Source organism: Rhizobium sp. USDA 4016 (genome assembly GCF_056279705.1).
Map to the genome: position 1 here is coordinate 2,029,375 of NZ_JBWCCY010000004.1, position 14,217 is coordinate 2,043,591.

Below are 14,217 nucleotides of genomic sequence, written 5' to 3' on the forward strand. Positions count from 1 at the left end.
TGAAACATGAGCTTCAGCAGCCTCGATGCGATGGCGAAGTCCAAACCCTATGCGTGACCTTTAAGCAACGCATTGTGGCGAAAATGCAACGCGGCCTGCAGCCTTGTCAAGCTGTTCGAGAGCTTCTGTAAACGGAGACGCCGAGTTCGCGGATCTTTTTGCGCAGCGTATTGCGGTTGAGTCCGAGCAAATCCGCCGCTTTGATCTGGTTGCCGCGCGTGGCCGTCAATGCGGCGAGGATCAGCGGATATTCCAGTTCCGTCAGCACCCGGTCGTAAAGGCCCGGAGGCGGCAGATTATCGCCGAAACTTGCGAAATAAGTCCGCATGTTTTCTTCCACTGCCTGGGCAATCGTCATTGATCCTGCACGGATCGGCCCCTTGTCGATCGGGCTGTCCGGCACGTCGGAACGAAGCTCGGCTTCGATTATCTCGCGCGTGATCACGTCCTGTGGATAAAGTGCCACCAAGCGGCGGATAAGGTTCTCCAACTCGCGCACATTGCCCGGCCAGGCGTAGGCCTTCATCAGCTCGATAGCTTCCTGGTCAAACCGCTTGGTACCGAGCCCTTCCTTTTCGGCCTGCTGGATGAAGTGCCGAACCAGGTCCGGAATATCCTCGGCGCGATCGCGCAACGGCGGAAGCCGTAGCGGGACGACGTTCAAGCGGTAATAGAGGTCCTCGCGGAAGAGCCCCTGGTTGATCGCCTGCTTCAGATCCTTGTTGGTCGCCGCGACGATGCGGACGTCCGTGCGGATCGGCGTACGCCCGCCGACAGTCGTATATTCGCCCTGCTGCAGGACGCGCAAAAGACGCGTTTGTGCGTCCATCGGCATATCGCCGATTTCATCGAGGAAGAGCGTGCCGCCTTCGGCCTGTTCGAAGCGGCCGGTGGAACGGGTCTGCGCCCCGGTAAAGGCACCCTTTTCGTGGCCGAAGAGCTCGGATTCGATGAGGTCACGAGGGATGGCCGCCATGTTGATCGCCACAAACGGTCCGTTGCGGCGCTTGCCGTAATCGTGCAACGCGCGGGCCACAAGTTCCTTGCCGGTACCGGATTCACCCGTGATCATCAGCGTCAGGTCGGTCTGCATCAGGCGGGCGAGGACGCGATAGATTTCCTGCATGGCCGCGGAACGGCCGACAAGCGGCATGCCGTCCTGCATGTCTTCGTCGAGCTTGGCTGGCTTCTTTTTCGGCTCCGCCAGCGCGCGACCGATAATGCCGATGAGTTCCGTCAGGTCGAAGGGCTTTGGAAGATAGTCGTAAGCGCCCTTCTCAGAGGCTTTGATGGCCGTCATGAATGTGTTCTGCGCGCTCATGACGAGCACCGGCAGCTCGGGACGAGCCTTCTTAATTCTCGGCAGCAGATCGAAGGCATTCTCGTCCGGCATCACCACGTCCGTTACGACCAGATCGCCCTCGCCAGCCGAAACCCAGCGCCAGAGCGTGGCGGCATTGGAGGTGATGCGAACATCATAACCTGCACGGCTGAGCGCCTGGTTTAGCACGGTACGGATGGCCGCGTCATCATCCGCGACGAGGATCGTTGCTGTCATCGAGAAGTTCCTGTTGGGTTTGCAATTGCCGCATCATCGGCCGAAGCATCCTTGGAAGCCGGCATAAGGACGCGGAACGTCGTCTTGTTGTTCTGGCTGTCGCATTCGATGATGCCGCCGTGATCGCCGATGATCTTGGCGACCAGTGCAAGGCCGAGGCCGCTGCCGTTCGTCTTCGTGGTGATGAACGGATCGAAGAGATGCGGCAGCAAGTCGGACGGCACGCCGGGACCGTTGTCTTGCACGCAGAACTCCAGCGGCAGCGAGATTTTTTCGCGCGTTCCGGCGACAGAAAGGCGGATGCCGGGGCGATAGGCCGTCGTCAGCATGATCTCGCCGTCCTGCCGGTCTCCGACTGCTTCGGCTGCATTCTTCACGAGGTTGAGGAAGACCTGCACGAGCTGATCGCGGTTGGCGTAAACTGCAGGCAGCGACGGATCGTAATTCTCGGTGATGCGGACGTGCCGGGCAAAGCCTGCCTTTGCCACCGCCTTCACATGGTCGAGCACCGAATGGATGTTGACGGGCAGACGATCGACAGGACGTTCGTCTGAGAAGACCTCCATGCGATCGACCAGCGACACGATGCGGTCGGTCTCGTCGCAGATGAGCCTCGTCAGCGCGCGGTCCTCATCGACGACCGACTGCTCGAGAAGCTGGGCGGCACCACGAATGCCGGAGAGCGGATTCTTGATTTCGTGGGCGAGCATGGACGCAAGGCCCGTCACCGACCGGGCGGCCGCCCGGTGCGTCAGCTGACGGTCGATCTTGTCGGCCATCGAACGCTCCTGGAACACCACGACGACGGAACCGGGCTCGCTGATCACCGGCGCGACGTAGATATCGACCAGCTTGTCCTGGCCAAGACGGGGCGAACTCAGGTCGACGCGGTATTCGTTGACGGGCGCCCTGCGCTCCCGCACCTGATCGATCAGGGCCAGTAGCGGGCTTCCGAACGGAATGAAGGTGGAAATCTTGTAGCGGGCAAGGTGCGACGCGCTAGCGCCGAAAAACGATTCCGCCTCCCAGTTCGCGAAGGCGATCAAGCCCGCCTCGTCGACCATCACCACCGGATTCTGGATCGCGTTCAGCACTGCCATCGCAACGCCGCCGGTATGATCGGCTTGAACCTTGTCCATCATGCCGCCTCCCGGCTTTTTGAAATTTCCAAACCGGCCGCCAGCGCATCGCGAAGGCGCGAGACTACTTCTGCCCGTGTATGCGATGTCATGATTGTCGCCTTCTGCGAAACCGGCAGCAACGGTGCGAAACGCTCCAGATACCAGCCGAGGTGCTTGCGGGCATGGCGGATAGCCGTCGCCTCGCCATAGAAATCCAGCATCATTTCGTAGTGCTCGACGGCAATGTCCGGTATTTTCTCCGGCGACGGCGCGGGTGCTCCAGCCAGCACGCCTGCATGCCATGGCCGCCCCTGACAACCCCGCCCGATCATCACCACATCAGCGCCCGAGCGGCGAAGGATCTCCTGCGCATCTGCCTGTGTGTCGACATCGCCGTTTGCGATCAGCGGAACCGAAATTGCGTTGCGAACGGCGCGGATCGCGTCCCAATTCGCCTTGCCTTCGTAAAACTGCATCCGCGTACGGCCATGAATGGTGATCAGCTTTACCCCTGCATCTTCGGCACGCTTGGCGATCTCTGGTGCATTAATCGAATTGTCGTCCCAGCCGAGCCGCATCTTCAGCGTCACCGGAACATCGACCGCCTTCACGGTTGCCTCGATAAGGCTCAGCGCATGATCCGGATCGCGCATGAGCGCCGAGCCGGAATAGCCGCCGATCACCTTCTTGGCCGGACACCCCATGTTGATGTCGATGATGTCGGCGCCGCTATCGGCCGCGATCTTGGCCGCCTGCGCCATCCAATGCGCCTCTCGGCCGGCGAGCTGCACCATATGCGGCTTGAAGCCGGCAGCCCTCAGTCGCGACCATGATTCGGCCGAATTGTTCACGAGCTCCCTGCTCGCTACCATCTCGGTTACAACCAGGCCTGCGCCATGGCGCCAGGCGAGTTGCCTGAAGGGCATGTCGGTGACGCCGGACATCGGCGCCAGCACAACGCGGTTGCGCACGGAGACATTTCCGATCTGCAAGGGCGCCGCAAGATTTACTGGATGCAATTGATTATCTTTCAGGCACACGATACTGCTGCACTATTTTTAGCCATACTAAGGGGGCTTGCCAAGAGGCTTCGGTGAGAATTGATATTTTTTGGGCAGATGCTGGAAAGCGGACCGCGAAGGCGATAGAGCAGTCACGCCGCTTTCCGCGCATTTTTAGGGATTTATGCCGCAAATGCATTCGAAGCAACCGATCTCGGCTGGAATTGTCATCGTTGCTGCCGGCCGCGGCGAGCGGGCGGGCTCGCATGAGGAAGGTCCGAAGCAATACCGGTTAATCGGCGGAAAGCCGGTTATCACGCATACGCTTGAAAACTTCATGACATGGGAGCACGCCGCCCACATCGTCGTCGTCATCCATCCCGACGACGACGCGCTGGTGGCAAAGGCATTTCGCCAGGTGCTGTCCGCCACGCCGATCGAAGCCGTTCACGGCGGTGCAACGCGACAGCAGTCTGTTCTCGCCGGACTAAGGCACCTGAAAAACAAGGGCATTACGCATGTCCTCATTCATGACGCCGTTCGCCCCTTCTTCGACCACCTGCTTCTCGATCGCATTGCCGATTCACTGGCCGGCGGCGCGCCGGCGGTCCTGCCCGCAATGCCTGTTGCCGACACGCTGAAGCGGGCTGACGGTACGGGCACGGTTCTGGAAACGGTGTCGCGCGAGCATCTTTTCGCAGCCCAGACGCCGCAATCCTTCGTCTATGACACCATCCTCTCGGCGCATGAAAAGGCAAGCGAGATCGGCCGCACGGATTTCACAGACGACGCATCAATCGCCGAATGGGCGGGGATTCCCGTGACGATCGTCGAAGGTGCTGCCGACAACGTGAAACTGACGGTCAAACGGGATATCGCCCTTGCCAACGACCGGCTTTCGTCATCGCAGCTGCCCGACGTGCGCACCGGCAACGGCTATGATGTGCATCAATTGGAAGCCGGCGATGGGGTCACGCTCTGCGGCGTCTTCATCCCGCACGACCAGCGGCTCAAGGGCCATTCGGATGCGGACGTCGCGCTGCATGCCCTGACGGACGCGCTGCTTGCCACCTGCGGCGCAGGCGATATCGGCGATCACTTTCCGCCTTCGGACCCACAATGGAAGGGTGCCCCCTCGCGCATCTTCCTCGAACATGCGGCGAAGATCGTGCGCGATCGCGGCGGCACGATCATGAATGCCGACGTCTCGCTGATTGCCGAAGCGCCGAAAGTCGGCCCGCACCGCGACGCGATGCGGACCAATCTCTCCGAATTTCTGGGTATCTCGATCGACCGCTGCTCAGTGAAGGCCACGACGAACGAGACGATCGGCTTTGTCGGCCGCCGCGAGGGCATTGCGGCGATCGCAACCGCGACCGTCGTCTATCGCCGAGCAAAGGGGTAAGTATGTTCACCTCCGACATTCTCTCGCTCGCGGAGACCATCGTGCGCGATTTCACGACGGCAAAGAAAATGATCTCAACTGCTGAATCCTGCACCGGGGGGCTGATCGCCGGCGCGCTCACCGAAATCTCCGGCTCCTCGACAGTCGTCGATCGCGGTTTCGTCACATATACCAATACCGCAAAGATCGAGATGCTCGGCGTTCAGGAACGCACACTCGAAAGCTTCGGCGCCGTTTCCGAGGAGACTGCGCTGCAGATGGCGCACGGCGCCCTTTTCCGCTCCCGCGCCGACGTAGCGGTCGCCGTGACGGGGATTGCCGGGCCGAGCGGGGGCTCGCCGCAAAAGCCGGTCGGACTGGTTCATCTGGCGGCGAAATCGCGCACCGGCGCCCTCATCCGCCGCAAGATGCTCTATGGCGATATCGGCCGCGACAAGGTGCGTCTTGCAACCGTACAGACCGCGCTGGAAATGCTGATCGAACTCCAGGAAAACCGCGCCTAATCCAGCGCTTGGAACAAAGAGCACTGGCGCCCGTTCCTATGCCGGATTTCATTCCGCAAGGGGTTACGTCGATGAGATATCTGGCCGCAATGGGAGTTGCTTTGAGCCTGGGCTGCGTATCGGCTGCCGAGGCACCGTCAAACTATCAGACATATCACGGAATCCGCGTCGATTCCGACCCTGTCTTGCTGGCTAAATACGACCGTGCGCTTGGATATTGCCAGTACGAGGCGATGTCCTGGCGAAGAGGGTCGCCCAACCGGTACAGCCTCGTTTACAACGCGGCCCTGAGAAGTTGCCTGTCCCGGCGCAACTTTATTGATCGGGGGGCATATGCCTATCCGGCAAATCGGTACTTCTATCACTTCTTCGATCGGTAAGGCTGTCAGGACACGGCCTTCTGACGGCTATCGGTAGATCGCTTCCGCCCTCTTTTCGAAGGCCTCGGAAAACATGCGGAAGGCGCGGTCGAACATCGAGCCCATCAGCGCACCGAGAATGCGACTCTTGAACTCGTAGTCGATGAAGAAATGGATGGTACACCCGTCACCGACGGCCTCCTCAAAGCGCCAGCGATTATCGAGATACCGGAACGGCCCGTCGATATATTTGACGTCGATGAAGCGCTCCGCCTTGTTGAGCAGCACCTGCGTGGTGAAGGTCTCGCGGATCGCCTTGTAGCCGACGGTCATGTCGGCAATCAGCAAAATCTTGCCGTCGCGCTCCTTGCAGCTGCGGATGCTCAAGGCTTCGCAGAGCGGCAGGAATTCCGGATAGCGTTCCACATCGGCCACGAGGGCGAACATCTGATCGGCGGAGTGCGGGACGCGGTGATGCGTTTCGAATTGCGGCATGATCGGCAGTTAAGCGGGAGAACCGAGAAGATCAAGAAGCTCGCGCATCTGATGGCGTGATTTTAGCTGGAGAACCGGGACATCGGGGCCGTGGGCGGCCATGGCGGCGAGAACCATGGGCGAATGCTTCTTTTCGAAATTCCAGATGTAGCGCAGGAATTCGAGATCGACCTTCTCCGGGCAGCCCGGCGTCATTTCCGGCCGTGTACGCCCAATCCACTTCAGCCAGCGGCTGACGGCGCCCCAAACGCATATCAGACGAGGCATGCGGACCCATAGGACGATATCGGTCCGCGGCAGCCGGAGATCAAAGCTCGACGTGTTGGTTCCGTCCATGATCCAGCGATCTCGCTTGATCCGTTCGGCTATCAACGCCCGCTGCTCCGGCCGTGCGCGTGCGACCCAGCCCGGCAGCCAGAAAAACTCGCGATCCATGGAAATGAAGGGCAGGCTGAAGCGCGTTGCGATCGTCCGAGCAAGCGTGGTCTTGCCGCCGCCGGAGCAGCCAATGACGAGTACGCGATCAGCCGTCTTCAGCCGGTGGGCGGCATCCCTGACATCGCTCAACCAGGCCATGGCATCCTCCAAAGAAAAAGCCGCGGGACGATCGCCGCGGCTTTCAGAAAATGCAAGCCTTCGTTGATTATTCCGCCGCCATCAGCAGCTTCTTTTCGCGTGCCGCCCTCAGTCGGGTGAAATCGTCGCCGGCGTGGTGCGAAGAGCGGGTGAGCGGGCTCGATGCCACCATTAGGAAGCCCTTGGTGTAGGCGACGGTTTCGTAGGACTTGAATTCATCCGGCGTCACGAACTTCTCGATCTTGTGGTGCTTGCGGGTCGGCTGCAGGTACTGGCCGATCGTCAGGAAGTCGACGTCGGCGGTACGCAGGTCGTCCATCAATTGGAGCACTTCGTTGCGCTCTTCGCCAAGGCCAACCATGATGCCGGACTTGGTGAACATCGTCGGGTCCAGTTCCTTCACGCGCTGCAGCAAGCGAATGGAGTGGAAATAGCGGGCGCCTGGACGGACCGTCAGGTAGTTCGACGGCACGGTTTCCAGATTGTGGTTGAAGACATCCGGCTTGGCGGCGACGACGCGCTCCAGGGCGCCCGGCTTGCGCAGGAAGTCCGGCGTCAGGATTTCGATCGTGGTTGCCGGAGAGGCGGCGCGGATCGCCCAGATCACCCTCTCGAAATGCTCGGCACCGCCGTCTTCCAGATCGTCCCGGTCGACCGAGGTGATGACGACGTGGGAAAGGCCCATCTCCTTCACGGCCTTGGCGACGTTCTCAGGCTCTGCCATGTCGAGCGCGTTCGGCTTGCCGGTCGAGACGTTGCAGAAGGCACAGGCACGGGTACAGATCTCGCCCATGATCATGAAGGTCGCGTGCTTCTTGTCCCAGCACTCGCCGATATTCGGACATCCGGCTTCTTCGCAGACGGTGACGAGCTTGTTTTCCTTCACGATCGCGCGCGTTTCGGCATAGCCCTTCGAGGTCGGGGCCTTGACGCGGATCCAGTCCGGCTTGCGCATGACTTCCGTATCGGGGCGGTTCGCCTTTTCCGGATGCCGCACGCGCTTGGCGTCGGGATTGACCGTGTCGAGAATGGTTACCATTGCAGTATCAACTTTCCGCCGCCCATGCGGCTTCGTCATCCGTCTGCACATAAGCGTTTTGCTCGAATCTTACAATTCAAGTCGTGATGCGCATTATCGCCGCACGAGCCGGGCGATGAATATCAGCAGGCAGGCGCCGAGGAAGCCGGTGACGAAGTAGCCGAGCCGTCCTGCGGCCACCTCGACGTGGAATTGCGCCAAGATGGCGGTCGCAACTACCGAACCGACGATGCCGAGCACGATGTTCAGCACAATGCCATATCGCGCTTCCATCAGCTTGCCGGCGAGCCAGCCCGCAAAACCGCCGATGATGATTGCCGCTATCCAGCCGACGCCTTCCATGATTGTCGTTTTCCCTAAGCTATCGCCCTTGCAATCAACACCACGACAATGGCGCCGACTGTGGCGTGAATGATCTGCACGACCAACGCATTTTCAATGCCGAGCGATATACCCAGCGCATTGAACAGAAACCCGCCCACGAACGCGCCGATGATGCCGCTGAGCAGGCAGCGTATCAATCCGCCTCCGCCGACGACCAAGCTCGCGAGGAAGCCCGCAACGAGGCCGATCAGGAGGAAGACAAGCCATGCCTGCGTCTCCATAGACATGATGATTTCCTTTCGTTTTTTCTACCTTCGGATAGTGGGTGGAAAGGGAAATTATCAAGCGTTCAACACCCGGCCGTAAGCGTCCAGCACGGCTTCCTTCATCGATTCGGAGACGGTCGGATGCGGGAAGATCGTGTGCATCAATTCTTCCTCGGTCGTCTCGAGATTCATCGCGACAACGAAGCCCTGGATCAGCTCGGTTACCTCAGCGCCAACCATATGCGCTCCGAGGAGTTCGCCGGTCTTTTTGTCGAAGATCACCTTGCAGAGGCCCTGGTCCTCGCCGAGCGCGATCGCCTTGCCGTTTGCGGCGAAGGAGAAACGGCCGACGCGGATGTCGCGGCCCAGTTCCTTGGCCTTTGCTTCCGTCAGACCCACAGAGGCAACCTGCGGCTGGCAATAGGTGCAGCCCGGAACCTTGACCTTGTCGGTCGGATGAACATTCGGCAGGCCGGCGAGCTTTTCGACGCAGACAACGCCTTCATGTTCGGCCTTGTGGGCCAGCATCGGCGGGCCTGCGACATCGCCGATCGCGTAGATGCCGGGAACGTTGGTCTTGCCATAGCCGTCAACTACCACGCAGCCGCGATCCGTTTTCACGCCGAGTGTTTCGAGACCGAGATTCTCGATATTGCCCTGCACGCCGACGGCCGAGATCATACGGTCCGCGGTGATGTGCTGGATCTTGCCATCAGCCGTCTCGACATGGGCGGTGATGCTGCCGGCGCCCTTCTCGACCTTCGCCACCTTGGCGCTCGTGAAGATCTTCATGCCGCGCTTTTCCAGCTGCTTGCGGGCGATGGCGGTCACTTCCGCATCCTCGACCGGCATGATCGTCGGCAGGACTTCGACGACAGTCACGTCGACACCCATCGAGCGGTAGAAGCTCGCAAATTCGATGCCGATGGCGCCCGAGCCCATGACGATCAAGGACTTCGGCAGGACATCCGGCTTCAGCGCCTCGAAATAGGTCCAGATCAGCTTGCCGTCCGGCTCGATGCCCGGCAGCGCGCGCGGACGGGCGCCGGTCGCAATAATGATATGCTTGGCGGTGTAAGTACCTTCCTGGCTCTTGATGTTCTTCGGCAACGGATGCTGCGGCTCAACAACCGGCTTGGAAGTCTTGGAGACGACGATCTCGCCGGGTTTGGTGATCTTGGCTTCGCCCCAGATCACATCCACCTTGTTTTTCTTCATCAGGAAGCCGACGCCGCTATTGAGGCGTGCGGAAACGCCGCGCGAACGGGCAACAACGGCCTTCACATCGGCACCGACCTTGCCTTCGAGAACGAGGCCGTAATCCTTCAAATGAGTGGAATGGTCGAGAATTTCGGCGGAGCGCAGCAACGCCTTGGTCGGGATGCAGCCCCAGTTCAGGCAGATGCCTCCCAGGTGCTCGCGTTCGACGATCGCGGTCTTCAGACCGAGCTGGCCGGCACGCACGGCGGCGACATAGCCGCCCGGACCGGAGCCGATGATGATGACGTCGTAATTCTCAGCCATGTATTCCTGCCCTTTTTATCCGGCGAGGCGGGTCAGAAGCACCCACTCGTGTTTCCTGCTGTTTTCGAAAAGCGCCACGGCCTCAGCGCGGGCGGCTTGCGAAAATCCATTCTTCTCGTACAGCGCGAGCGCTGCCTCATTATCACTTGCGGTGATCAGGCTGACAGCCCGCTCTCCCGCCTTCTCGATCTGGTCGCCCAGCAATCGCTTTCCGATGCCGATGCCGCGCAGATGGCGGTAGACGGCCAGCGTGCCGATGAACCAGTTTCCGGCCGCCTGCTTTTGTAGCGCTATTACCGGCTCCAGCGCAGGACGATCCGCCGCGATCGCTCTGATCTCTTCGCCAAGCGCATACCCCACCGCCGTTCCGGCGATCTCGCCATAAGCCTCGGCAATCACCGCGCTCTGCCAATTCCCCCATGCGCCATCGCGGCTCATCTTCATCCGGCCCCGCTCCAACGGCGTGTCGGCGCTGCTGCCCGCCACCTCCGCGAACCAAAGCCAGGAAGCAAAGCCGTGCGAGCCGATGTCCACGAGGATGGCCAGCTCGGCCGCGTCCCGCCGTTCTGCCGGCCGCAGCGCTGCCAAAGCGGCCATGGTCAGAGCCCCAGCATCATCCGTACAGTTGATTCCAGCCCGCGCCCGAGAGCGCGGGTATTTTCCGCATCGAGATGGATGCCGTCGACCGGTGTCGTCTTCGCGACGGAGTTGCCGTCGAAGAATCCGCAACCGAGTTCGTCGGCAAGGTCACGATAAAGCGTTGCAAGTTTTGCCGATTCCTCGATACCGCCCGGGAACGAAGCGGCAAAAGGCACATTCCCTGTCGCGCAGATCGCCGGCGGTGCTATGATTAGGATGTCCGGCCCATCGAATTCGAAGGGCCAGGCATGATTGCGGATCAGGCGCACCAGGCGGCCGATGCCCTGGCAGGCGGCAAAAGCCGATCCCGCCACGACCGACTTCATGTCGTTGGTTCCGAGCATGATGATGACGAGATCAAGCGGCGCATGCGTCTGCAGGATCGTCGGCAGGACGCGCGCACCGTTGCGGTCGCAATCGGCGAGATGGTCGTCGAAAGCGGTCGTCCGGCCGTTCAAGCCTTCCGGAATGACATGCGCCGCACCGCCAAGCACTGCCTGCAGCACGCTCGGCCAGCGGTCCTCATAGGCATGCCGCCTCAGCGAAACCGGATCGTAGCCCCAGGTCAGCGAGTCGCCATAGCAAAGAACGGTCTTCGTCATTTCCGTCTCCGCTCAATGATCAGACAAGCATGCTCATCGGGTTTTCGATATAGCCCTTGAAGGCCTGCAGCAACTCGGCGCCGAGCGCACCGTCGACGCAACGGTGGTCCGTCGAAAGCGTGATGCTCATCACCGTCGCGATCGCCATTTCGCCATTCTTGACTATGACGCGCTGCTCGCCGGCGCCGACCGCAAGGATCGTCGCATGTGGCGGGTTGACGACGGCTGCGAAGTCCTTCACGCCCATCATGCCCATGTTCGAGACCGAGGTCGTGCCGCCCTGGTATTCCTCGGGTTTCAGCTTGCGGTCCTTGGCGCGCTTGCCGAGATCGCGCATCTCGTTGGAGATAGCGGACAGCGTCTTTTCTTCAGCCTTGCGAACGATCGGGGTGATCAGCCCGCCTGGAATGGAGACGGCGACGCCGACATCGGCATGCTTGTGCTTGACCATGTTGTTTTCGGTCCAGGACACATTCGCGTCCGGAACGTCTCGCAGCGCGAGCGCCATCGCCTTGATGACCATGTCGTTGACAGAAAGCTTGTAGGCCGGGGCACCATCCTTGCGCGGGGCGGAATCGTTGAGCTGGGCACGGAGCGCCAGCAGCGCATCCAGTTCGCAATCGACGGTGACGTAGAAGTGCGGGATGGTCTGCTTGGATTCCACCAGACGGCGGGCAATCGTCTTGCGCATGCCGTCATGCGGCACCAGCTCGTAGGAGCCCGGCTCAAAGAGCTTGAGGACAGCCTCTTCCGGTGCACCCTTGGCTACAGCCGGAGCCGGGGCCGCAGCAGCCTGCTGCGCCGCAGCAGCAGCGGGAGCCGCTTTAGCGCCACCACCGGCGACGGCGGCCTCGACATCGCTCTTAACCACACGGCCGCGGGGGCCGGAACCGGCAATTGCGGAAAGGTCTATACCGGCTTCCTTGGCCAGACGCCGCGCGAGCGGCGAGGAGAAGATGCTTGTGCCGCCCTCGCCCTTCGGGGCGGCCTGCAGCGGCACCTCAGGTTGAGGGCTCACGTTGGCATTTGCGGCAAGCCGGGCAGCGGCTGGCGCGGTGCCTTTCCCTGCCTCATCGCGGGGGGCGGAAGCGCTTTCGGCTTTCGCTTCGAAAGACGAGGCAGCAGCCGAACCCGCGCCGCTTGCAGCGGCAGCAACGTCCTCGCCTTCGCCGGCAAGAACCGCGATCAGCGCATTGACCTTGACACCTTCCGTACCGGCCGGAACGACGATTTTGGCAATCGTGCCCTCATCGACGGCTTCGACTTCCATTGTCGCCTTGTCTGTCTCGATCTCGGCGATCACATCGCCGGACTTGACGGTGTCGCCTTCCTTGACGAGCCACTTGGCCAGATTGCCTTCTTCCATCGTCGGAGAAAGGGCTGGCATCGTGATGTTGATAGGCATCGAAATACCCTCCCCTTGTTATTTGTAGCAGACGGCCTTCACCGCATCGACGACTTCGCCGACATTCGGCAGAGCCAGCTTCTCGAGGTTGGCGGCATAGGGCATTGGAACGTCCTTGCCGGCAATCGTCAGGATCGGCGCATCGAGATAGTCGAAGGCCTGCTGCATGACGCGGGTGGCGATTTCCGTGCCGACGGACGACTGCGGATAGCCTTCCTCGACGGTGACCAAGCGGCCCGTCTTCTTGACCGATTCGATGACGGTCGGCAGATCCATCGGACGGATGGTGCGAAGGTCGATCAGTTCGACGTCGATGCTAAGTTTTTCGAGTTCGGCGGCGGCCTTCGTGGCATAGGTCATGCCAATGCCCCATGAAACGACGGTCGCATCCTTGCCTGGACGGTGGATACGGGCCTTGCCGATCGGCAGAACGAAGTTATCGAGCTTCGGCACGTCGAAGTGCTGGCCGTAGAGGATTTCGTTCTCAAGGAAGATGACTGGGTTCGGATCGCGGATGGCGGCCTTTAGCAGGCCCTTGGCGTCCGACGCCGTGTACGGCATGACAACCTTGAGGCCCGGAATGCTCGAGTACCAGGCAGCGTAGTCCTGGCTGTGCTGGGCGGCAACGCGGGCAGCCGCGCCGTTCGGGCCGCGGAAGACCATCGGTGCGCCCATCTGGCCGCCGGACATGTAGAGCGTCTTGGCGGCGGAATTGATGATCTGGTCTATCGCCTGCATGGCGAAGTTGAAAGTCATGAATTCGACGATCGGCCGCAGGCCGGCCATAGCAGCACCGACGCCGATGCCGGCAAAGCCATGTTCGGTGATCGGGGTATCGACCACGCGGCGCGAGCCGAACTCCTGCAAGAGGCCCTGGGTTACCTTGTAGGCGCCCTGGTATTCGGCAACTTCCTCGCCCATGACGAAGACGCTCTCGTCGGCGCGCATTTCTTCGGCCATGGCGTCGCGAAGCGCTTCGCGAACGGTCATCGACACCATCTCGGTGCCTGTCGGGATTTCCGGATCCTTCGGAACGAATGCCTTAGGCTCGGCCGGAACGGACGCCTGGGCGGCCGGTTTTTCCTCGGCCTGAGGAGCCGCAACCGGAGTCGCCTGTGCGGCGGGCGCTGCGGTGGAGATGTCCGAAGCCGATTCGCCATCCTGCAGCAGCACGGCGATCTTGGCGTTCACCTTGACATTTTCGGTGCCGGCCGGGACCAGCAGCTTGCCGATCACGCCTTCGTCGACGGCTTCGACTTCCATCGTCGCCTTGTCGGTTTCAATTTCGGCAATCACGTCACCGGAAGTGACCTTGTCGCCTTCCTTCTTGAGCCATTTGGACAGCGTGCCTTCTTCCATCGTCGGAGAGAGGGCGGGCATGAGGATATCGATAGGCATAG

Annotated in this window: 16 protein-coding genes; 3 read left to right on the forward strand and 13 right to left on the reverse strand. The window is 61.0% G+C overall.

Annotated elements, in window-relative coordinates:
- Positions 1–106: 106 nt before the first annotated feature.
- The 3 genes from ntrC to dusB are packed head-to-tail and all read right to left on the reverse strand — an operon-like array spanning position 107 to position 3,719.
- Positions 107–1,558, reverse strand: coding sequence for a nitrogen regulation protein NR(I) (ntrC, locus tag ACZ9DP_RS25265; RefSeq protein ID WP_039844829.1), 1,452 nt, complete (start codon positions 1,556–1,558; stop codon positions 107–109).
- Positions 1,555–2,700: a two-component system sensor histidine kinase NtrB gene (locus ACZ9DP_RS25270; protein ID WP_074068023.1), complete on the reverse strand. Its 1,146-nt coding sequence runs from the start codon at positions 2,698–2,700 to the stop codon at positions 1,555–1,557. The genes ntrC and ACZ9DP_RS25270 overlap by 4 nt, the downstream gene beginning before the upstream one ends.
- Complete coding sequence (dusB, locus tag ACZ9DP_RS25275) at positions 2,697–3,719, reverse strand: tRNA dihydrouridine synthase DusB (RefSeq protein WP_476203929.1); 1,023 nt, start codon at positions 3,717–3,719, stop codon at positions 2,697–2,699. Before dusB ends, ACZ9DP_RS25270 begins: the two co-directional genes overlap by 4 nt.
- Positions 3,720–3,864: 145 nt before the next feature.
- On the opposite strand from dusB, the gene ACZ9DP_RS25280 reads away from it, so the two are divergent.
- From ACZ9DP_RS25280 to ACZ9DP_RS25290, 3 genes are all read left to right on the forward strand, one after another.
- Positions 3,865–5,085 (forward strand): bifunctional 2-C-methyl-D-erythritol 4-phosphate cytidylyltransferase/2-C-methyl-D-erythritol 2,4-cyclodiphosphate synthase, encoded by a 1,221-nt coding sequence (locus ACZ9DP_RS25280; RefSeq protein ID WP_476203930.1) that lies wholly within the window; start codon positions 3,865–3,867, stop codon positions 5,083–5,085.
- A gap of 2 nt (positions 5,086–5,087) precedes the next feature.
- Complete coding sequence (locus tag ACZ9DP_RS25285) at positions 5,088–5,588, forward strand: CinA family protein (RefSeq protein WP_476203931.1); 501 nt, start codon at positions 5,088–5,090, stop codon at positions 5,586–5,588.
- 71 nt (positions 5,589–5,659) lie between these two features.
- The gene (locus tag ACZ9DP_RS25290) at positions 5,660–5,968 is read left to right on the forward strand and encodes a hypothetical protein (protein ID WP_074070255.1); all 309 of its coding nucleotides are present in this window, start codon (positions 5,660–5,662) and stop codon (positions 5,966–5,968) included.
- Between the two features lie 27 nt (positions 5,969–5,995).
- Here the strand turns inward: ACZ9DP_RS25290 and ACZ9DP_RS25295 are convergent, their stop codons facing one another.
- From ACZ9DP_RS25295 to ACZ9DP_RS25340, 10 genes are all read right to left on the reverse strand, one after another.
- Positions 5,996–6,442, reverse strand: a complete 447-nt coding sequence (locus ACZ9DP_RS25295) for a type II toxin-antitoxin system RatA family toxin (RefSeq protein ID WP_074068015.1) — start codon at positions 6,440–6,442, stop codon at positions 5,996–5,998.
- 9 nt (positions 6,443–6,451) lie between these two features.
- Positions 6,452–7,018 (reverse strand): P-loop NTPase family protein, encoded by a 567-nt coding sequence (locus ACZ9DP_RS25300; protein WP_074068013.1) that lies wholly within the window; start codon positions 7,016–7,018, stop codon positions 6,452–6,454.
- A gap of 67 nt (positions 7,019–7,085) precedes the next feature.
- Positions 7,086–8,057, reverse strand: a complete 972-nt coding sequence (gene lipA, locus ACZ9DP_RS25305) for a lipoyl synthase (protein ID WP_283071814.1) — start codon at positions 8,055–8,057, stop codon at positions 7,086–7,088.
- 93 nt (positions 8,058–8,150) lie between these two features.
- A complete protein-coding gene (locus ACZ9DP_RS25310) occupies positions 8,151–8,399 on the reverse strand; it encodes a GlsB/YeaQ/YmgE family stress response membrane protein (protein ID WP_039844821.1) in 249 nt (82 codons plus the stop codon).
- Positions 8,400–8,413: 14 nt separating this feature from the next.
- Positions 8,414–8,668: a GlsB/YeaQ/YmgE family stress response membrane protein gene (locus ACZ9DP_RS25315; protein WP_074068010.1), complete on the reverse strand. Its 255-nt coding sequence runs from the start codon at positions 8,666–8,668 to the stop codon at positions 8,414–8,416.
- Between the two features lie 54 nt (positions 8,669–8,722).
- Positions 8,723–10,171 carry a dihydrolipoyl dehydrogenase gene (lpdA, locus tag ACZ9DP_RS25320; RefSeq protein ID WP_476203932.1) on the reverse strand — a complete coding sequence of 483 codons (1,449 nt, stop codon included), beginning with the start codon at positions 10,169–10,171 and terminating at the stop codon, positions 8,723–8,725.
- Between the two features lie 15 nt (positions 10,172–10,186).
- Complete coding sequence (locus ACZ9DP_RS25325; protein ID WP_074068006.1) at positions 10,187–10,768, reverse strand: GNAT family N-acetyltransferase; 582 nt, start codon at positions 10,766–10,768, stop codon at positions 10,187–10,189.
- Positions 10,769–10,770: 2 nt separating this feature from the next.
- Positions 10,771–11,412: an SGNH/GDSL hydrolase family protein gene (locus ACZ9DP_RS25330; protein ID WP_239598886.1), complete on the reverse strand. Its 642-nt coding sequence runs from the start codon at positions 11,410–11,412 to the stop codon at positions 10,771–10,773.
- A 19-nt stretch (positions 11,413–11,431) separates the two neighbouring features.
- The gene (locus ACZ9DP_RS25335) at positions 11,432–12,817 is read right to left on the reverse strand and encodes a pyruvate dehydrogenase complex dihydrolipoamide acetyltransferase (RefSeq protein WP_476203933.1); all 1,386 of its coding nucleotides are present in this window, start codon (positions 12,815–12,817) and stop codon (positions 11,432–11,434) included.
- Between the two features lie 18 nt (positions 12,818–12,835).
- Complete coding sequence (locus ACZ9DP_RS25340; RefSeq protein ID WP_476203934.1) at positions 12,836–14,215, reverse strand: pyruvate dehydrogenase complex E1 component subunit beta; 1,380 nt, start codon at positions 14,213–14,215, stop codon at positions 12,836–12,838.
- Positions 14,216–14,217 lie beyond the last annotated feature (2 nt).

What these genes read in the sequence shown, in the direction of transcription:
- ACZ9DP_RS25300 (WP_074068013.1), bottom strand. Translation starts at nt 7,018, where the DNA reads ATGGCCTGGTTGAGCGATGTCAGGGATGCCGCCCACCGGCTGAAGACG.
- lipA (WP_283071814.1), bottom strand. Translation starts at nt 8,057, where the DNA reads ATGGTAACCATTCTCGACACGGTCAATCCCGACGCCAAGCGCGTGCGG.
- ACZ9DP_RS25335 (WP_476203933.1), bottom strand. Translation starts at nt 12,817, where the DNA reads ATGCCTATCAACATCACGATGCCAGCCCTTTCTCCGACGATGGAAGAA.
- ACZ9DP_RS25340 (WP_476203934.1), bottom strand. Translation starts at nt 14,215, where the DNA reads ATGCCTATCGATATCCTCATGCCCGCCCTCTCTCCGACGATGGAAGAA.
- ntrC (WP_039844829.1), bottom strand. Translation starts at nt 1,558, where the DNA reads ATGACAGCAACGATCCTCGTCGCGGATGATGACGCGGCCATCCGTACC.
- ACZ9DP_RS25310 (WP_039844821.1), bottom strand. Translation starts at nt 8,399, where the DNA reads ATGGAAGGCGTCGGCTGGATAGCGGCAATCATCATCGGCGGTTTTGCG.
- ACZ9DP_RS25270 (WP_074068023.1), bottom strand. Translation starts at nt 2,700, where the DNA reads ATGATGGACAAGGTTCAAGCCGATCATACCGGCGGCGTTGCGATGGCA.
- ACZ9DP_RS25325 (WP_074068006.1), bottom strand. Translation starts at nt 10,768, where the DNA reads ATGGCCGCTTTGGCAGCGCTGCGGCCGGCAGAACGGCGGGACGCGGCC.
- ACZ9DP_RS25330 (WP_239598886.1), bottom strand. Translation starts at nt 11,412, where the DNA reads ATGACGAAGACCGTTCTTTGCTATGGCGACTCGCTGACCTGGGGCTAC.
- ACZ9DP_RS25295 (WP_074068015.1), bottom strand. Translation starts at nt 6,442, where the DNA reads ATGCCGCAATTCGAAACGCATCACCGCGTCCCGCACTCCGCCGATCAG.
- ACZ9DP_RS25280 (WP_476203930.1), top strand. Translation starts at nt 3,865, where the DNA reads ATGCCGCAAATGCATTCGAAGCAACCGATCTCGGCTGGAATTGTCATC.
- ACZ9DP_RS25285 (WP_476203931.1), top strand. Translation starts at nt 5,088, where the DNA reads ATGTTCACCTCCGACATTCTCTCGCTCGCGGAGACCATCGTGCGCGAT.
- ACZ9DP_RS25315 (WP_074068010.1), bottom strand. Translation starts at nt 8,668, where the DNA reads ATGTCTATGGAGACGCAGGCATGGCTTGTCTTCCTCCTGATCGGCCTC.
- lpdA (WP_476203932.1), bottom strand. Translation starts at nt 10,171, where the DNA reads ATGGCTGAGAATTACGACGTCATCATCATCGGCTCCGGTCCGGGCGGC.
- ACZ9DP_RS25290 (WP_074070255.1), top strand. Translation starts at nt 5,660, where the DNA reads ATGAGATATCTGGCCGCAATGGGAGTTGCTTTGAGCCTGGGCTGCGTA.